At 64.8% G+C, this 17,939-nt stretch carries 17 protein-coding genes; 6 read left to right on the forward strand and 11 right to left on the reverse strand.

The window, feature by feature from the left end; genetic code table 11:
- The first annotated feature begins 94 nt into the window (after positions 1 to 94).
- The gene (locus tag G559_RS0126555; protein WP_028631137.1) at positions 95 to 745 is read left to right on the forward strand and encodes an endonuclease; all 651 of its coding nucleotides are present in this window, start codon (positions 95 to 97) and stop codon (positions 743 to 745) included.
- A gap of 142 nt (positions 746 to 887) precedes the next feature.
- On the opposite strand, the gene G559_RS0126560 is transcribed toward G559_RS0126555, so the two are convergent.
- From G559_RS0126560 to bioB, 10 genes are all read right to left on the reverse strand, one after another.
- Entirely contained in the window at positions 888 to 2,666 is a 1,779-nt protein-coding gene (locus G559_RS0126560) for an acyl-CoA dehydrogenase C-terminal domain-containing protein (RefSeq protein WP_028631138.1), read from the reverse strand.
- Between the two features lie 186 nt (positions 2,667 to 2,852).
- Positions 2,853 to 4,646 carry an acyl-CoA dehydrogenase C-terminal domain-containing protein gene (locus tag G559_RS0126565; RefSeq protein WP_028631139.1) on the reverse strand — a complete coding sequence of 598 codons (1,794 nt, stop codon included), beginning with the start codon at positions 4,644 to 4,646 and terminating at the stop codon, positions 2,853 to 2,855.
- Positions 4,647 to 4,745: 99 nt separating this feature from the next.
- Positions 4,746 to 6,038, reverse strand: a complete 1,293-nt coding sequence (locus G559_RS0126570; RefSeq protein WP_028631140.1) for a GGDEF domain-containing protein — start codon at positions 6,036 to 6,038, stop codon at positions 4,746 to 4,748.
- Positions 6,039 to 6,213: 175 nt separating this feature from the next.
- A complete protein-coding gene (locus G559_RS0126575; protein WP_028631141.1) occupies positions 6,214 to 8,019 on the reverse strand; it encodes a phenylacyl-CoA dehydrogenase in 1,806 nt (601 codons plus the stop codon).
- Between the two features lie 280 nt (positions 8,020 to 8,299).
- The gene (locus G559_RS0126580; RefSeq protein ID WP_028631142.1) at positions 8,300 to 8,545 is read right to left on the reverse strand and encodes a hypothetical protein; all 246 of its coding nucleotides are present in this window, start codon (positions 8,543 to 8,545) and stop codon (positions 8,300 to 8,302) included.
- A gap of 63 nt (positions 8,546 to 8,608) precedes the next feature.
- Positions 8,609 to 9,304 (reverse strand): dethiobiotin synthase, encoded by a 696-nt coding sequence (gene bioD, locus G559_RS0126585; protein ID WP_028631143.1) that lies wholly within the window; start codon positions 9,302 to 9,304, stop codon positions 8,609 to 8,611.
- Position 9,305: 1 nt separating this feature from the next.
- Complete coding sequence (gene bioC / locus G559_RS0126590) at positions 9,306 to 10,121, reverse strand: malonyl-ACP O-methyltransferase BioC (RefSeq protein WP_028631144.1); 816 nt, start codon at positions 10,119 to 10,121, stop codon at positions 9,306 to 9,308.
- Positions 10,114 to 10,839, reverse strand: coding sequence for an alpha/beta fold hydrolase (locus tag G559_RS0126595; protein ID WP_028631145.1), 726 nt, complete (start codon positions 10,837 to 10,839; stop codon positions 10,114 to 10,116). Before G559_RS0126595 ends, bioC begins: the two co-directional genes overlap by 8 nt.
- The gene (gene bioF, locus G559_RS0126600) at positions 10,832 to 12,013 is read right to left on the reverse strand and encodes an 8-amino-7-oxononanoate synthase (protein WP_028631146.1); all 1,182 of its coding nucleotides are present in this window, start codon (positions 12,011 to 12,013) and stop codon (positions 10,832 to 10,834) included. The genes G559_RS0126595 and bioF overlap by 8 nt, the downstream gene beginning before the upstream one ends.
- A 97-nt stretch (positions 12,014 to 12,110) precedes the next feature.
- Complete coding sequence (gene bioB, locus G559_RS0126605; RefSeq protein ID WP_028631147.1) at positions 12,111 to 13,169, reverse strand: biotin synthase BioB; 1,059 nt, start codon at positions 13,167 to 13,169, stop codon at positions 12,111 to 12,113.
- Positions 13,170 to 13,396: 227 nt separating this feature from the next.
- Here bioB and G559_RS0126610 point away from each other — a divergent pair, with 227 nt between their 5' ends.
- The 5 genes from G559_RS0126610 (at position 13,397) to rarD (ending at position 17,346) form a co-directional block, all read left to right on the forward strand.
- A complete protein-coding gene (locus G559_RS0126610) occupies positions 13,397 to 13,690 on the forward strand; it encodes a hypothetical protein (protein WP_028631148.1) in 294 nt (97 codons plus the stop codon).
- A gap of 22 nt (positions 13,691 to 13,712) precedes the next feature.
- Positions 13,713 to 14,441, forward strand: a complete 729-nt coding sequence (locus tag G559_RS0126615; protein ID WP_028631149.1) for a ComF family protein — start codon at positions 13,713 to 13,715, stop codon at positions 14,439 to 14,441.
- A 66-nt stretch (positions 14,442 to 14,507) separates the two neighbouring features.
- Entirely contained in the window at positions 14,508 to 15,272 is a 765-nt protein-coding gene (locus G559_RS0126620; protein WP_028631150.1) for a TOBE domain-containing protein, read from the forward strand.
- A gap of 66 nt (positions 15,273 to 15,338) precedes the next feature.
- Positions 15,339 to 16,313, forward strand: coding sequence for a serine/threonine protein kinase (locus G559_RS0126625; RefSeq protein WP_028631151.1), 975 nt, complete (start codon positions 15,339 to 15,341; stop codon positions 16,311 to 16,313).
- 145 nt (positions 16,314 to 16,458) lie between these two features.
- Complete coding sequence (gene rarD, locus G559_RS0126630; RefSeq protein ID WP_028631152.1) at positions 16,459 to 17,346, forward strand: EamA family transporter RarD; 888 nt, start codon at positions 16,459 to 16,461, stop codon at positions 17,344 to 17,346.
- 46 nt (positions 17,347 to 17,392) lie between these two features.
- On the opposite strand, the gene G559_RS0126635 is transcribed toward rarD, so the two are convergent.
- Complete coding sequence (locus G559_RS0126635) at positions 17,393 to 17,911, reverse strand: glycine cleavage system protein R (protein WP_028631153.1); 519 nt, start codon at positions 17,909 to 17,911, stop codon at positions 17,393 to 17,395.
- Positions 17,912 to 17,939 lie beyond the last annotated feature (28 nt).

Here is a 17,939-nt window from a genome sequence, read left to right on the forward strand (position 1 = left end):
CGGTTGGCCTTGGTTTGCCAGCGGCGCTATTGTTAGACTCGTTTTGTCCTACAAGAACAACAGACCCCGACAAGGTGGTCCCAGGGTCATCAGCATGCGCCCAGTCGTTACTGCCCTTTCCTGCCTGGCGGCCGTGGCCGCCAATTTCGCATTCGCCGGTGGCCAGGATCGCCTGGCCGATCCCAAAGCCGCAGTCGAGCAGGCTTTCTGGCAACAGCTCTATGCCGGCGGCGGCACCACGCTTTATTGCGGCAAGACCTTCAGTGCCCCCGGCGGCCTGCTCAGCGCCAGCCCGGTCTACAGCACCAAGCAGATCAAGAGCGCCCTGCGCTGTGTCACCGACAGTCAGTGCCAATCCGCGAATCCGCAGTACCCCTACATGCTCTCCGACCTGCACAACCTCTACCCGGACCTGTCGCGTATCGAGCTGGCACGGCGCAACGCCCTGTTTGGCGATGCCGGTGATGGCGGGCAGAGCAAAGTCGCCGACTGCGATTTCAAGTCCTCCTACCAACTGGTGGAGCCCCGCGATGCCGCCAAGGGCAACGTGGCCCGGGCGATCTTCTACATGCACAGCGAGTACGGCCTGCCCATCGTTGGCCAGTTGCAGATGTTCCAGCACTGGAACCGCCTGGACCCGGTGGACGATGACGAACGTGCTCGCAACAGCCGCATCGAAGCCATCCAGGGCAATCGCAACCGCTTTATCGACGACCCGACGCTGGGGGATTCGTTGCAGCCCTAGGAGACCTCGCGGACCGCAAGCACGCCCTGCATGCCGAGGGACAGCCGCCGTCCATGGCGAATGAATACGCCCCTACAGAAATGCACCTTCCTGGAAACACGAAGCCCCGCATGAGCGGGGCTTCGTGTTTGCGGAGTACCGCTTAGAACTGCGCGGCGTCCAGCAGGTAGAGCGACTCGCTGCCGGCCTTCACCGAGGCGGTCAGGGAGTGGATGCGCGGCAGCAGGCGGGCGAAGTAGAAACGCGCGGTACCGAGCTTGCTGGCGTAGAAGTCGTCCTGGCCTTCCTTGCCCAGCGAGGCGCGGGCCATCAGGGCCCACATGTAGGCGTAGGCGGTGTAGCCGAAGACGTGGAGGTACTCCACCGAGGCGGCGCCGACTTCGTTCGGGTTGCTCTTCGCGCTGTCCAGGACCCAGGCAGTCAGGTCGTCGAGGTTGGCGATGGCGGCTTTCAGCGGCTCGACGAACTCGGCCAGCTCGGCGGAAGCGCCGTTGGCGAAGGCCTTGATCTCGTCGGAGAAGTGCTTGTAGAACGCGCCGCCGCTGCCCACTACCTTGCGACCGACGAGGTCGAGGGCCTGGATGCCGTTGGTGCCTTCGTAGATCTGGGTGATGCGCACGTCGCGCACCAGTTGCTCCTGGCCCCACTCGCGGATGAAGCCGTGGCCGCCGAACACTTGCTGGCCGTGGACGGTGGTTTCCAGGCCGAGGTCGGTGAGGAACGCCTTCGCGACGGGGGTCAGCAGGGCGACCATTTCTTCGGCGCGCTTACGCACGACGGTGTCTTCGCTGAACTTGGCGGTATCCAGCTGCATGGCAACGTAGCTGGAGAACGCACGACCGCCTTCGTTGGCAGCCTTCATGGTCAGCAGCATGCGACGCACGTCGGGGTGGACGATGATCGGGTCGGCGGCCTTGTCCTTGGCGACCGGGCCGGTCGGGGCACGGCTCTGGATGCGGTCACGCGCGTATTCCACGGCGCTCTGGTAGGAACGCTCGCCGGAAGCCAGGCCCTGGATACCTACGCCCAGACGCTCGTAGTTCATCATGGTGAACATGGCGGCCAGGCCCTTGTTCGGGGCGTCGATGATGTAGCCGGTGGCGCCGTCGAAGTTCATCACGCAGGTGGCCGAAGCCTTGATGCCCATCTTGTGCTCGATGGAGCCGCAGGACAGGGAGTTGTTTCCACCCAGGGAACCATCGGCGTTGACCATCACCTTGGGCACCAGGAACAGGGAGATGCCTTTCGGACCAGCCGGGGCGTCGGGCAGCTTGGCCAGCACCAGGTGAATAATGTTCTCGGTCAGGTCGTGCTCACCGCCGGTGATGAAGATTTTGGTGCCAGTGATCTTGTAGCTGCCGTCGGCCTGGGGTTCGGCCTTGGTGCGGATGATGCCGAGGTCGGTGCCGGCATGGGGTTCGGTCAGGCACATGGAGCCGGCCCAGACACCCGCATACATGTTCGGCAGGTACTTTTCCTTCAGCTCTTCGCTGGCGTGGGCGTTGATCGACAGGCAGGCGCCGGCCGTCAGCATCGGGTACAGGCCGAAGGAGAGGTTGGCCGAGTTGACCATCTCTTCCACCTGGGCAGAGATCACCTTGGGCATGCCCATGCCACCGAAGACAGGGTCGCCACCCACGCCGACCCAGCCGCCTTCGGCGTAGGTCTTGTAGGCCTCGGGGAAACCGGCCGGGGTGCTCACGGCACCGTCCTTCCACTGGCAGCCTTCTTCGTCGCCGCTGCGGTTCAGCGGGGCGATGACGCCGCCGGTGACCTTGCCGGCTTCTTCCAGGATGGCGGAGGCGGTATCGACATCGACCACTTCGGCCAGGGCGGGCAGTTCGGCCCAGAGCTTGGCCACCTCGAAGACTTCATTGAGGACGAAGCGCATATCGCGCAGGGGCGCTTTGTAGTCAGCCATGTGCAAACCTCGCAAACACTCTACAGGTGGCCGGGTTGGCCGGTTTCACGGATAGACCGGAAGTGTACATGACCAACTTTTTGGAGACATAGTGTCATTTAGTGACCATAGATTCACGCTCAGTCACTTCACTGTCCAGAATGGAAAAGGCCCGCACGGGGCGGGCCTCAAGCCGTTCATCGGTGCTTACAAGTAGAAATGCTCGGCAGGCAGCCCCATCAGGCAGTCGCTGCCTGCCTCCACCGCCGCGCGGTGGGCTTCGGTGCGCGGCAGCAGGCGCTTGAAGTAGAAGTCGCAGGTCACCAGCTTGGTCTGGTAGTAGGCGCTGTCGCCCTCGCCTGCCTGCAGCTTGGCATCGGCCACCAGGGCCATGCGCAGCCAGAAGTAAGCCAGGGTGATGTAGCCGGAATACATCAGGTAATCCAGCGCAGCGGCACCCACCTCGTCCGGGTTTTTCATGGCGGCCATGCCGACCTTCTGGGTTAACTCGCCCCATTGCTGGTTGAGGCGCGCCAGTTCGGCCGAATGGGCCTTGAGACGCGGATGCTCGGCCTGGGCCTGGCAGAGTTTGTGGATCTGCTTGGTGAAGCCGCGCAGCAGCTTGCCCTGGCTGCCCAGCACCTTGCGGCCGAGCAGGTCCAGCGCCTGGATGCCGTTGGTGCCTTCGTAGATGGGGGCGATGCGGCAGTCGCGCACCAACTGTTCCATGCCCCATTCGCGGATGTAGCCGTGGCCACCGAATACCTGCATGCCGAGGTTGGTGGCTTCCAGCCCGGATTCGGTCATGAAGGCCTTGCAGATGGGGGTCAGGAAGGCGAGCAGGTTGTCGGCTTCCTCGCGGGCGGCGGCATCCTCGCTGCGGTGAGCGATGTCCAGTTGCTGGGCAGTGAAGTAGGCCAAGGCGCGGTTGCCTTCGTTGAAGGCCTTCATGGTCAGCAGCATGCGGCGCACGTCGGGGTGCACGATGATCGGGTCGGCGGCCTTGTCCGGCGCTTTGGGTCCGGTCAGGGCGCGCATCTGCAGGCGGTCGTTGGCGTAGCGCACGGCCCCCTGGTAGCTGGCTTCGCCGAGGCAAAGGCCCTGCATGCCGGTGCCGAGGCGGGCGTGATTCATCATGGTGAACATGCAGTTCAGGCCCTTGTTGGCTTCGCCAATGAGGTAGCCGGTGGCGCCATCGAAGTTCATCACGCAGGTGGCCGAGGCCTTGATCCCCATCTTGTGCTCGATGGAGCCGCAGGACACGGCATTGCGCTCGCCCACGCCCTCTCCGGCGGGGAGGAACTTTGGCACGATGAACAGGGAGATGCCCTTGGTGCCGGCCGGTGCGTCGGGCAACTTGGCCAGCACCAGGTGAACGATGTTCTCGCTCATGTCGTGCTCGCCGGCGGAGATGAAGATCTTGGTGCCGGAGATCGCATAGCTGCCGTCGGCCTGGGGCACGGCGCGGGTCTTGATGATGCCGAGGTCGGTCCCGCAATGGGGCTCGGTGAGGCACATGGTGCCGGTCCAGCGGCCTTCGGTAAGGCGGGTCAGGTAGGTCTGTTTCTGTTCTTCGCTGCCGTGGGCGTGGATGGCCGACATGGCGCCATGGGTCAGGCCCGGGTACATGGCCCAGGACTGGTTGGCCGAGGCGACCATCTCGCTGATGATCAGCCCGAGGGAATGGGGCAGGCCCTGGCCACCGTAGGCCGGGTCCGCCGCCAGGCCGTTCCAGCCACCTTCGACGTACTGGGCGAAGGCTTCCTTGAAGCCCTTGGGCGTCGTCACCACGCCGTCCTGCCACTGGCATTCCTCTTCATCGCCCGAGCGGTTGATCGGCGAGAGCACCTGCTCGCAGAACTTGGCGCCTTCTTCGAGGATGGCGGCGACCATGTCCGGGGTGGCATCACTGGCGTTCAGGGCCGCGTAGGTGGCCGGGTAGTCGAAGACTTCGTCGGTGAGGAAGCGGATGTCGCGCAACGGGGCCTTGTACTCGGGCATGGCAGGTCTCCTTGAGGGGGTATCCAGAGACCCTACTTTGCCCCCGTTCGCCCGACAACGACGCTGCCGCTGCTGAATGGACCGTCATAACCACCCGTGTCAGCCGGTGGCGCGCTTGACCCGCACCGCGCCGCGACGGTTTTCGCCATGCCGGAAGACCCGGTTGCGACCTGCGCTCTTGGCGCTGTAGAGCGCCTGGTCGGCGGCCTTGATTACCTCTTCCGGGGTGCGCTGCTCGGCGTCGCGCCCAGCCACGCCGATGCTGATGGTCACCGATACGGTCTGCCCGCTGGGGGCACCGCGCTTGGCGCGACCGGTTTCGTCACTCTTAGGTCGGCTAACCTGGTCGCGCAGGTGCATCTGATACTGCTCGATGGCCTGGCGCACGGCTTCCAGGTGGGGCATGCAATCCTCCACCGACTTGCCAGGGAAGAGAATGGTGAACTCCTCGCCGCCATAACGGTAAGCCTTGCCGCCGCCGCCCACCTTGCGCAGCCGGCTGGCCACCAGGCGCAGCACCTGGTCACCGACGTCGTGGCCGTAGGTGTCGTTGAATTTCTTGAAGTGGTCGACATCGGTCATTGCCAGCACGTAGTTGCGCCCGAGGCGCCGCAGCCGCTCATTAAGGGCGCGACGGCCGGGCAGACCGGTAAGCTCGTCGCGGAAGGCCATCTGGTAGGCCTCATGGGCCACCGAAGCGGTCAGAGCGAGCATCACCATACTGCTCATCACATGCAGGGCGTGGGGCAGCAGGAATGCCTTGGGCAGCATCCACAGCAGGCCGGCCAGTCCCAGCAGCTGCGCGGCATGCTGCGGTCGCGGCTGGCGCAGGTAGGTGACCAGCAGGGATACCAGGGCGACGACGAATGCGAGGTAGGCGAGCTGCACCAGGGTCATCCAGCTACCGTGCAGCAGTGGCCAGTGAATCTTGCCGAGCAAGCCCAGTACGACGTCCGGGTAGCTGTTGCCAAGCGCCACCACCACACCGAGCACGGCGATCAGCACGGCACCTCGGGCGACGAAGTCCTGCAGCAAATGGGTGCGCTCCTCCCAGCAGCCATACAGTCCGTAGAGCATGGGCAGCAGCAGGCTGGCCAGGTGGAACACGAGTCCGGCGTCTTCCCGCACCACGCGCTCGGCCTGGTAGTAGTCGACCTGGGTATCCAATTGGTAGTACGCGAGGTAGACCACCAGCAGCAGCGCCACCTGGCGCACCCGCCCGTAGGCCGAGCAGAAGGCGCCGCCCAGCAGCAGGAGCAACGTGGGCAGCACGTTGAAGAGCGAGGTGAAGAACTCGTTCATTTCCGACAGCGAGCCCGCCACTCCGCCCCCGACCACCAGCAGCAAGGGAGGCAGGAAATGACTGGGGCGATAGAACGCACGAGGCCGCACGGGATCTGATCCTGGGATTCGAAAGACGGGGAAAAATCGAGATGGCGATATGATTGCACAGGCGCGTATTGCAAGCACGGGGGCCTGTGCGAAGTCCTCCACAACCCGGCGATTGGGGCACACCGGAAACGAAAAAGCCCGCCGAAACGGCGGGCTCTTCGTGTTGCGCTGAACCTTAGTAACCCAGGTCGAAGTCTTCTTCGGCCATGTCCATCAGGTTGCTGGCACCGGACAGCATGGTTTCTACATGGGTACGGGTACGCGGCAGGATGCGCTTGAAGTAGAAGCGCGCGGTCTGCAGCTTGGCCTTGTAGAAGGCGGCATCGCCTTCGCCGGCAGCCAGTTTCTCGGCAGCCAGGCGAGCCATGTCGGCCCAGAAGTAAGCCAGGCAGGCGTAGCCGGAGTACATCAGGTAGTCCACCGAAGCGGCACCGACTTCCTCACGGTCCTTCATGGCGGCCATGCCGACCTTCATGGTCAGTTCGCCCCACTCCTTGTTCAGCTTGGCCAGCGGCTCGACGAACTCCTTCACGGACTCGTTGGCTTCGTTGGCCTGGCAGAACTTGTGCACGATCTTGGTGAAGCCCTTGAGCGCTTCGCCCTGGGTCATCAGGATCTTGCGGCCCAGCAGGTCGAGCGCCTGAACACCGGTGGTGCCTTCGTACATCATCGAGATACGGCAGTCGCGCAGGTTCTGCTCCATGCCCCACTCGCTGATGAAGCCGTGGCCACCGTAGATCTGCATGCCGTGGGAAGCGGACTCGAAGCCCACTTCGGTCATGAAGGCCTTGGCGATGGGGGTCAGGAAGGCCAGCAGGCCGTCAGCAGCTTTCTTCTGCTCTTCGTCCTGGCTGTACTTGACGATGTCCACCTGCTTGGCGGTGAAGTACACCATAGCGCGGTTGCCTTCGGCGAAGGCCTTCATGGTCAGCAGCATGCGACGCACGTCCGGGTGGACGATGATCGGGTCGGCGGCCTTTTCCGGCGCTTTCGGACCGGTCAGGGAACGCATCTGCAGACGCTCGCGAGCGTACTTGATGCCACCCTGGAAACCGATCTCGGCGTGGGCCAGGCCTTGCAGCGCGGTACCCAGGCGAGCGGTGTTCATGAAGGTGAACATGCAGTTGAGGCCTTTGTTCGCCGGGCCGATCAGATAACCCGTGGCACCGTCGAAGTTCATCACGCAGGTCGCGTTGCCGTGGATGCCCATCTTGTGCTCGATGGAACCGCAGGAAACGGCGTTGCGCTCACCGGCCGAACCATCAGCGTTCGGCATGAACTTCGGAACGATGAACAGGGAAATACCCTTGGTGCCGGCCGGGGCATCGGGCAGACGGGCCAGGACGATATGGACGATGTTGTCGGCCATGTCGTGTTCACCGGCGGAGATGAAGATCTTGGTGCCGGAGACTTTATAGGAACCATCAGCCTGGGGCTCGGCCTTGGTGCGCAGCATGCCCAGGTCGGTACCGCAATGCGGCTCGGTCAGGCACATGGTGCCGGTCCACTCGCCGGATACCAGCTTGGTCAGGTAGGTGTGCTTCTGCTCGTCGGTGCCGTGGGCGGACAGGGTGTTCATCGCGCCGTGGGACAGGCCGGGGTACATGCCCCAGGACCAGTTGGCCTCGCCAACCATCTCGCTGATGGCCAGGCCCAGGGATTCCGGCAGGCCTTGACCGCCGTGGTCGACGTCGTGGGCCAGGCTCGGCCAGCCGCCTTCGACGAACTGCTTGTAGGCTTCCTTGAAGCCAGTCGGGGTCTTCACGCCGGACTCGCTCCAGGTGCAGCCCTCGGTGTCACCCACGCGGTTCAGGGGAGCGATCACCTGCTCACAGAACTTGGCGCCTTCTTCAAGGATGGCGTCGACCATGTCCGGGGTGGCGTCCTGGCAGCCAGGCAGGCTCTGATAGTGCGCTTCGTAGCCGAGCAGCTCATCACGAACGAAACGAATATCACGCAAGGGGGCCTTGTAATCAGGCATAGCGGTAAACCTCTGCGGTGGGTTCCTAGTTCAGCTGACCGGAGCGCCGGTCGCTTGCGGCATCTGGTGGTGATCGCAGGAGCAATCAAACAGGCGTTTGAAACATACGTTTACGCCAAAACCTTGTCAAGCGCTCCGCCGGACCGGCCGGTCACGTCCCTGGCAGGCAGCACGAAGCCCTGCCTGGTGACAGTAAAGATCAAGAAGCAGCACAGCAGCATCGGGGAAGGAAACAGGAAGGAAGAATGCGAAAGGGCCGCATGAAGCGGCCCCTGAAGGATCAGGCGAAGGTATCGATGAGACTGCCGATCATCTGGTCGGTGGCCTTGGCGACCATGCTGCCAGCCTCGGCCTGGACCTTACCGGCCTCCAGGGCGAGCAGGATGGTAGTGAGGTCGGCCGGCTGCTGCGATTCCGCGCCAGCGACTGTGTTGCTGGCTATTTCACCGGCGGCCTGCTGGATCATGCGCTGACCAGACTGAATGGCGCCAAGACCGGCGCTGAAGCCACTACCCTGGATTTCCATGGCGGATACCGAAGCTCGAAGGGAGATGCCGGCAATTGAAGCAGCCCGCCGCGCGCTGCGCAATCAGCGCCGGGCGAATGTGCCCAGCGGCGACAGGTCGAGATGGCGCGCCACCGCCGCCGGAGTCGCTTCGGCCAGGCGCGGCACGCGGCCGAGGCAGGGGGCTGGCAGTCGCTCGGCCAGGGTGGTGAGGTTTTCTTCCAGGCGCGAGGTCTGCGGATCGACCACATTGGCTACCCAGCCCGCGAGAGTCAGGCCATCGCGCAAAATGGCCTCGGCAGTCAGTACCGCATGGTTGATGCAGCCCAGGCGCACACCGACAACCAGGATCACCGGCAGCCCAAGGGCAATCGGAAGGTCAGAGAGGTTGGCGGAACCCGCCAGCGGCACGCGCCAGCCGCCAGCACCTTCCACCAGGCTGAAATCAGCGCCCCTGGCCAGCACGCTGCGCACTGGCGCCGCGAGCGCGTCGACATCCAGCGCAACACCCGCTTCACGTGCTGCGAGGTGCGGGGCGATGGCTGGAGCGAAGGCCAGCGGGTTGACCTCCTTGTAGGTCAGCGGCAACGAGCACTCGCCCAGCAACGCCAGGGCATCGCTGTTGCGCAAACCGTCAGGGGTCTCTTCACAACCGGACGCGACCGGCTTGGCAGCCGCAGTGGACAGGCCCTGCATCCGCGCAGCGTGAAGCAGGCCGGCAGCGATGGTGGTCTTGCCGATCTCGGTGTCGGTGCCGGTGACGAAGTAAGCCGCCGCCATATCAGTCTTCCTTTTTCAGTACGCCGTAGACCACTTGGTACGTAGCCGGCAGGCCCTGGGGCTGGCGGAAGCGCTCGTAGGCCTCAACCAGCGCGAGTATGCGCGCCCGCCCGGTCAGTCCACCCGGCCGGCCGGGGTTGAGATTGTGCGCGCCAAGGGCCTTGAGTTCGTGGGTCAGGGTGCGCAGGTCGGCGTAGTGCAGCACCTGGGGTTCGCTGCCCAGGTCCAGTGGCAGCAGGCCGCTGGCGGCGCAGAGGTCCTGGTAGTCCTCCAGACGACGGAAGCGATTGACGTGGACGAAGCCGTCCACAGCCTGCCAACTGTCGCGCAGTTCCTGCAGGGTGCCGACGCACAGGCTGCTGAAGGCGAACACGCCACCCGGCTGCAATACGCGGCGCGCTTCGGCGAGCACCGCGGCAAAGTCGGCGCACCACTGCACGGCGAGGCTGGAGAAAATCAGTTGCTGAGTCCCACTGGCCAATGGCAGATGCTCGGCGTCCCCGGCAATGAACCGCCGGGCGCCACCCAGAGGACGGGCATGACGCAACATGCCCTCGGCAATATCCACCGCCAGGCCATCGCTCTCCGGGAAACGTCCAGCCAGGGTCCGTGAGAAGTAGCCGGTGCCGCAGCCCAGGTCGAGCCAATGTTGCGGCACGAACCTTTCCGGCAGTCGACGCAACAGTTCGTTGCCGACCGCCCGCTGCAAGGCGGCGACGCTGTCGTAGCTGTCCGCCGCGCGAGAAAAGGAAGCCGCCACCTGGCGCTTGTCCGGCAGATGGCCTTCGGCTTCGGCGACGATTCGCGCGTCAGACATCGTCACCCTCGCGCATGAATCGGAGGATGGTCGCTGCGACCTCATCGGGTCGTTCCAGTGGCAGACCGTGACTGGCGTCGTCGACCACCTGGACTTCCAGGTCGGGAAGCCACTCCAGCAACGCGGCGGCGGCCGTGGCTGGCACCAGCGCATCGCGCCCGCCGAACAGGTGCAGTTGCGGACCACCGTAGCCCTGGACGGCCGCGCGGATATCCAGCACGTCCAGCAGACGCAGGCCGGCATCCAGCACCTTGGGCTCGGTGGGCAATTGGGTGACCTGCAGTTGCCGCGCCAGAGTGCGGGCATCCCGCGCGCCCTGGGCCACCAGCATGGTGAAGCGCCTCAAGGTCTGTGCGTGATCGAGGCGGCAGGCCTCGTGGAAGGCCGCGAAGACTTCCTGGGACATGGCGCAGGGCCAATCATCCCGATCGCGAAAACTCATGTTGCTGCACAGGCCGATCAGCCCTCGGCAGGCATCGCCACGGCGTGCAGCCAGTTGCGCAGCGAGCATGCCGCCGAGGGACCAACCCGCCAGCCAGCAGTCCTGGGGCAGGCGGGCGTCCAGCTCGTCCAGCCAGGCGCCGGCCTGCTCCAGGGCAGGCAACGCTTCGATCTCCACCAGCAGGTGTGGCGCGCGCTCCAGCAAGGCATCGCGCAGGGGCTCCAGGGCGGCCGGGCCGATAGCCCAGCCCGGCAGCAGAATCAGGCGTTCACGCATCAAAGGCTTCCTCCTTAGCCAGGGTTGCCCAGCATTCGGCCAGGGCACTCAGCAAGGATTCAAGCTGTTCTTCCGTGTGGACGGCAGAGAACGTAATACGCAGCCGCGCGCTACCCGCCGGTACGGTGGGCGGGCGGATGGCGCCGACCAGGATGCCGCGCTCGCGCAGCAGGGCGGAAAGCCTGAGGGCGCGGGCACTGTCGCCGACCAGGATCGGCTGGATGGGCGTCGGGCTGTCCATCAGGGTCAGGCCGATTTCGGCCGCGCCTTCACGGAAGCGACGGATCAGCGCGTTCAGGTGCTCACGGCGCCAGCTTTCGCGCTGCAGCAGTTCCAGACTCTTCAGGGTGGCGCAGGCCACGGCCGGCGGCTGGCTGGTGGTGTAGATGTAGGGACGGGCGAACTGGATCAGGGTTTCGATCAGTTCCTCACTGCCGGCGACGAATGCACCGGCGGTGCCGAAGGCCTTGCCCAGGGTGCCGACCAGAACCGGCACGTCCTCCAGGCCCAGGCCGAAGTGTTCGACGATGCCGCCGCCTGTAGCACCCAGCGGACCAAAGCCGTGAGCGTCATCCACCATCACCCAGGCGCCACGGGCCTTGGCCTCAGCGCATATGGCGGGCAGCTCGGCCAGGTCGCCATCCATGCTGAATACGCCGTCGGTCACCACCAGGGTGTTGCCCTCGGCTTTTTCCAGGCGGCTGGCCAGGCTGTCGACATCGTTGTGCAGGTACCGCGAGAAGCGCGCCCCGGAGAGCAAGCCGGCGTCCAGCAGCGAGGCGTGGTTGAGGCGGTCTTCCAGCACCGTGTCACCCTTGCCCAACAACGCGGTCACCGCCCCCAGGTTGGCCATGTAGCCGGTGGAAAACAGCAACGCGCGGGGCCGACCGGTGAATTCGGCCAGGGCCACCTCCAGATCGTGATGCGGACCGCTATGACCGATCACCAGGTGCGAAGCACCGCCACCGGCGCCCCAGCGCTCCACGCCACGCTGCAGCGCGGCCTTCACTTCGGGGTGGTCAGCCAACCCCAGGTAGTCGTTGGAACAGAAGGCCAGCATGCGCCGGCCATCCACCACGACTTCGGGCCCTTGCGGGCTCTCCAGCAGCGGGCGCTGACGATAGAGGTTGTCCGCATGGCGGGCGGCAAGACGCGAGGCGAGATCAAAAGGCATGGGCGGTTCGGTTGTCCGTAGAGGCCAGCGTGCTGGCGAACCTGCAGGAGCCGCCCTCGCGAGCAAGCTCGCTCCTACAGGGGTCGTTGACGCGGTGTCAGGCGGATGCGGCGTCGTAGAACAGCTGCGAATCGCGTTGTTCCACCAGGGCCTGCTCGATGGCAGCCTGGTGCACTTCGTCGGCGTGTTCTTCACGCTCTTCCGGCTTGATACCCAAGCGAGCGAACAGTTGCATGTCCTTCTCCGCCTGCGGGTTCTTGGTGGTCAGCAGCTTCTCGCCGTAGAAGATCGAGTTGGCGCCAGCCATGAAGGCCAGTGCCTGCATCTGCTCGTTCATCTGCTCGCGACCGGCGGACAGGCGCACGTGGGACTTCGGCATCATGATGCGGGCGACCGCCAGGGTGCGGATGAAATCGAACGGGTCGACGTCTTTCTCTTCCGCCAGGGGCGTGCCCTTCACTTTCACCAGCATGTTGATCGGCACCGATTCGGGGTGCTCGGGCAGGTTGGCCAACTGGATCAGCAGACCGGCACGGTCGGCCACCGACTCACCCATGCCGAGGATGCCGCCGGAGCAGATCTTCATCCCCGCCTCACGCACGTAGGCCAGGGTCTGCAGACGCTCGCTGTAGGTGCGGGTGGTGATGATGTTGCCGTAGTACTCCGGCGAGGTATCCAGGTTGTGGTTGTAGTAGTCGAGGCCCGCTTCTGCCAGAGACTGGGTCTGCTCCTGGGTCAGCTTGCCGAGGGTCATGCAGGTTTCCAGGCCGAGCTTCTTCACGCCTTTGACCATTTCCAGCACGTAGGGCATGTCCTTGGCGGACGGGTGCTTCCACGCGGCGCCCATGCAGAAGCGGGTCGAGCCGATGGCCTTGGCCTCGGCAGCGGCCTCGAGGACCTTCTGCACTTCCATCAGTTTTTCCTTGTCCAGGCCAGTGTTGTAATGGCCGGACTGCGGGCAGTACTTGCAGTCTTCCGGGCAGGCGCCGGTCTTGATCGACAGCAGGGTGGAAACCTGTACCCGATTCGGGTCGAAGTTCGCGCGGTGAACGGTCTGGGCCTGGAACAGCAGGTCGTTGAACGGCTGTTCGAACAGCGCCTTCACCTCGGCGAGGGACCAGTCATGACGGGTAGCGATGGATGCGGTTGCACTCATGGAGGTTTCCTTCGACGCTTGCAGGGGCGCCTCTTGTCAGGGATACCCGGAGTCGGACTCCGGGAATTCAGGCTTAGGGCATCATAAGTTGAGCTGTGACGCTGTCAACCAGTCTTGCGACACAGGTCGACATATGATCATTTTTTAATCACTCATTCCACTGAACCAGATTTCCCGGCCAGGCTCAAATCCCGGGCAGCCTGCCGCTGAAGGAGCAACACACTGCAATGCGTACAGAAGGATTTTTCGAGTGGCTCGGCCGGATCATCGGCACCGCCATCCGCTTCATAGTCGACCTGCTCTCTGGCGTGCTTGGCGGTATTGGTCAGGCCATCGACGACTTTCTCAACGGACTGGCACGGGCCATCGGCATGGACGTGTCCTTCTTCAGCCTGATCCTGCTGCTCGTCGGGCTACTGCTGCTCTACAGTGGTGTCCGCGCCTTCATCCGCAAGTCCATCATCGGCGGCCTGGTCCTGACCTTTCTCGGTCTGTTGGTGATGAGCTGGCTGATCGCCTGAATCCTGTCCCAGGGAGGGGACCATGCTTTCCTTGCTCGCCCGGTTGCGGCCGGCCTGGCTTCGCCACACACCCACCTGCCAGCTTTGTCGCGCGCCGGGCAACGACCTGGCCATCTGCGCAGGCTGCGAGGCCGAACTGCCCTGGCTCAGCGGACATTGCATCGTCTGCGCCCTGCCCTTGCCCACCCATGGCCTGCCCTGCGGTGAGTGCCTGAAACGGCCACCGCCCTTCACGCGGGTCGAGGCGCCTTGGCGCTACGGCTTCCCGGTGGACAGCCTGATCACCCGTTTCAAGCACCAGGGCCGCTGGCCCCTGGGCCGCTTGCTGGGGGAATTGCTCGCCCGCCACCTGGAGCACGCGTTCCATGAAGGGCTGCCACGTCCCGACGCCCTGCTACCGGTTCCCCTGAGCGCACCACGCCTGCGCCAGCGTGGCTTCAACCAGGCACAGATGTTGGCGCGCTGGCTGGGCAACGAACTGTGCCTTCCCGTGCAAGACGGCTGGCTGCAACGCATCGAGGACGGCCCGTCCCAGCAGGGCCTGGATGCTGCCGCCCGGCGCCGCAACCTGCGCCGTGCCTTTGCGTTGCCCTCGCGGGTGGAGGTGAAAGGCCTGCACCTGGCCCTGGTGGACGACGTGCTGACCACCGGCACCACCGCACATGTCCTCGCTCGCCTGCTGAAGCGCGCCGGCGCGACTCGGGTGGACGTCTACTGCCTGGCACGCACGCCCCGGCCGGGGGACTCCTGAAGGCTTGACGCCGCGAACGGGCGGGAGCAGCCTGCGCGCCAGATCCCCCGACGAACCCGTCCGTTCATGAGCCTGACCAGCGCCCTCACCCAGCAACTCACTCGTCGCCCGCAGCGCCTGGCGCTGCTGGAACAGATCGCCGTACAAGGCTCCATCACTCGCGCCGCAAAAGCCGCCGGCCTGAGCTACAAGGCGGCGTGGGATGCCATCGACGAACTGAACAACCTCGCCGAAAAGCCCCTGGTGGAACGCTCCGTAGGTGGCAAGGGCGGTGGCGGTGCGCGACTGTCCGCCGAGGGGGAACGCCTGCTGGCCCTCTACAAGCGCCTGGAAAGCCTGCAGGCGCGCCTGCTGGAAAGTGCCGAAAGCGAGCAGGACCTGGAGCTGCTGGGGCGCCTGATGCTGCGCACCAGCGCGCGCAACCAACTGAGCGGCCGAGTGCTCGGCATTGAATCCAGGGGGCGCAACGATCTGGTGAGCATCGAACTGGCCGGCGGTCCCTGCCTCTTGGCGCAGATCACCCACGACAGCACCGAGAAGCTGGAACTGGCGCCAGGCCGCAGCGTGGTGGCACTGATCAAGGCGGGCTGGCTGCGACTGCAGCCCCTATCAGAACCGGCAGATGACGCGCTGAACCAGTTGCAGGGCCGGATCGAGGAAATCCTCGACGCGGCCGACAGCCCCAGCGAAGTGCGCATCGCCCTGGCCAGCGGCCAAACGCTCTGCGCCCTGGTCGAACCCGAGCGCTTGGCGCAACTCGGCCTCAAGGCCGGCGACAGCGTGCGCACGCAGTTCGCGCCCGGTCAGGTGCTGCTCGGCACCGCGCTCTGAAGCCCGTCAACCGTACGCTGCGCCACCATTGGAGATAGACTGGGCGCCTGACTGCCGGAGCTGCCCATGTCCCACCCCTTCGATGACCTCACACCCGACCTGGTACTGGACGCTGTGGAAAGCCTCGGTTTTCTCAGCGATATGCGCATCCTCGCGCTGAACAGCTACGAGAACCGCGTTTACCAGGTGGGCATCGAGGACGCCGAGCCACTGATTGCCAAGTTCTATCGACCGCAGCGCTGGAGCGACGAAGCGATTCTCGAAGAGCACAGGTTCAGCGCCGAACTGGCCGAATGCGAAGTGCCAGTGGTGGCACCGCTGCAACGCGACGGAAAAAGCCTGTTCGAGCACGCCGGTTTCCGTTTCGCCCTGTTCCCCCGTCGCGGCGGCCGCGCACCGGAGCCGGGCAACCTCGACCAACTCTACCGCCTCGGCCAGTTGCTCGGTCGCCTGCACGCCGTCGGCAGCACCCGCCCCTTCGAGCACCGCGAAACCCTGGCGGTGGACAACTTCGGCCACCAGTCCCTGGCGACCCTGCTGGAAGGCGGCTTCATTCCCCGCAGCCTGCTGCCGGCCTACGAGTCGGTCGCCCGTGATCTGCTCAAGCGCCTCGACAAGTTGTTCGCCGAAGTGCGCTACCAACCGATTCGCATGCATGGTGATTGCCACCCCGGCAACCTGCTGTGCCGTGACGACGTCTTCCATGTGGTGGACCTCGACGATTGCCGCATGGGTCCGGCGGTGCAGGACCTGTGGATGATGCTGGCGGGGGATCGCCAGGAACGCCTCGGCCAGCTCTCCGAATTGATGGACGGCTACCAGGAGTTCCACGACTTCGACCGCCGCGAGCTGCCGCTGATCGAAGGCCTGCGCGCCCTGCGCCTGATGCATCACAGTGCCTGGATCGCCCGCCGCTGGGACGACCCGGCCTTCCCCATGCACTTCTCCTGGTTCGGCAGCGAACGCTACTGGGGCGACCAGATCCTCACCCTGCGCGAGCAAATTTCGGCGTTGGACGAAGAACCGCTGAAGCTGTTCTGAACCTGTCACCTGATCCCGGCCGTAAAGAACGCCTTACGCGTTTCGCTTGCACAGCCTTGCGGAAAAACCTGAGCACACAGACAAGCCCCGACGTCGCCCACTAGAATGTCGCACCACTCGTTAGCTGCCTAAGCAAGGACATTCCATGGCAACCGCCGACCCGCGACGCGGGTACATCCTGGGGCTCACCGCCTACGTTATCTGGGGCCTCTTTCCGCTCTACTTCAAAGCCATCCAGAGCGTTCCGGCGCTGGAGATCATCGTTCACCGCGCGCTGTGGTCGGCCCTCTTCGGCGCCGCACTGCTGCTGGTCTGGAAGCATCCGGGCTGGTTGCGCGAGCTGCGCGAGAACCCCAAGCGCTTTGGGGTACTGGCCGCCAGCGGCATGCTGATCGTCGGCAACTGGCTGGTCTACGTATGGGCGGTGAACAACGGACGGATGCTGGAAGCCAGCTTGGGCTACTACATCAACCCGCTGATCAACGTTCTGCTGGGAATGCTGATTCTCGGCGAGCGCTTGCGTCGCCTGCAGTGGATCGCCGTACTGCTGGCGGCCATCGGCGTCGCGCAACAGATCTGGCAAGTCGGCGCGCTGCCCTGGGTGTCCCTGACCCTGGCGCTGACGTTCGGTTTCTATGGACTGATCCGCAAGCAGGCCCCGGTGGCGGCCCTGCCCGGGCTGGTCGTGGAAACCTGGCTGCTGCTGCCCCTGGCCGTTGGCTGGTTGCTGCTGACCCCGAGCGCGACCTCTTCCCAGGCGAGCTTCTGGTCAACACCCGAGGCGCTCTGGCTGATCGCAGCGGGCCCCATCACCCTGGTGCCCCTGGTGTGCTTCAACGCTGCCGCGCGCCACCTGCCCTACACCACCCTGGGTTTTCTCCAGTACCTGGCGCCGACCCTGGTGATGCTGCAGGCGATCTTCCTCTTCGGCGAGCACTTCGACCCCAACAAGCTGCTGGCTTTCTGCTTTATCTGGGCCGGCCTGGCCATCTACAGCGTCGACGCTTGGCTGACCCTGCGGCGCAACAGCTGATCGCCAGGGTGGAAATCCGCACCGCGGATTTCCACCCGATCGCCACTCATTTTTCCTGATGCAGATTCAGTTCAACCATCAGGTCATCGGCCAAGGTCTCCAGCTTGGCCTGCAACACATCCAGGGACAGGGTCAGCGGCACCGCCAGCACGGCCTCGGCGTGGAACAGCGGTTCACTGCTCATGGGTGCCGGCACCACCTCGGTGATCAGGCTCTCCAGGTTGACGCCCAGTTCGGCCAACAGCCGGGTGATGTCGCGGACGATGCCCGGCCGGTCGTTGCCCACCAGATCCAGCAGGATCGGCTTCCAGGTGCAGGACGGCTCGATGCCGCTCTGCGCCAGCATCACGCGGATGCCGTGGGCACTGAGGCCTTGCAGCCCTTCTACCAGTTCGTCGTAACCCTCGGCCGGCACCGCTACCCGCAAGATCCCGGCGAACTGCCCGGCCATGCGCGACATGCGGCTCTCCAACCAGTTGCCACCATGGGCGGCAATGCACTGTGCGACGCGCTCCACCAGCCCGGGCTGGTCCGCTGCAATGACGGTAAGTACCAGATGATCCACGCTCGACTCCTTATGTTGGCAACCGGCG

It is taken from the genome of Metapseudomonas resinovorans DSM 21078, assembly GCF_000423545.1.
GTDB classification, from domain to species: Bacteria; Pseudomonadota; Gammaproteobacteria; order Pseudomonadales; family Pseudomonadaceae; genus Metapseudomonas; species Metapseudomonas resinovorans.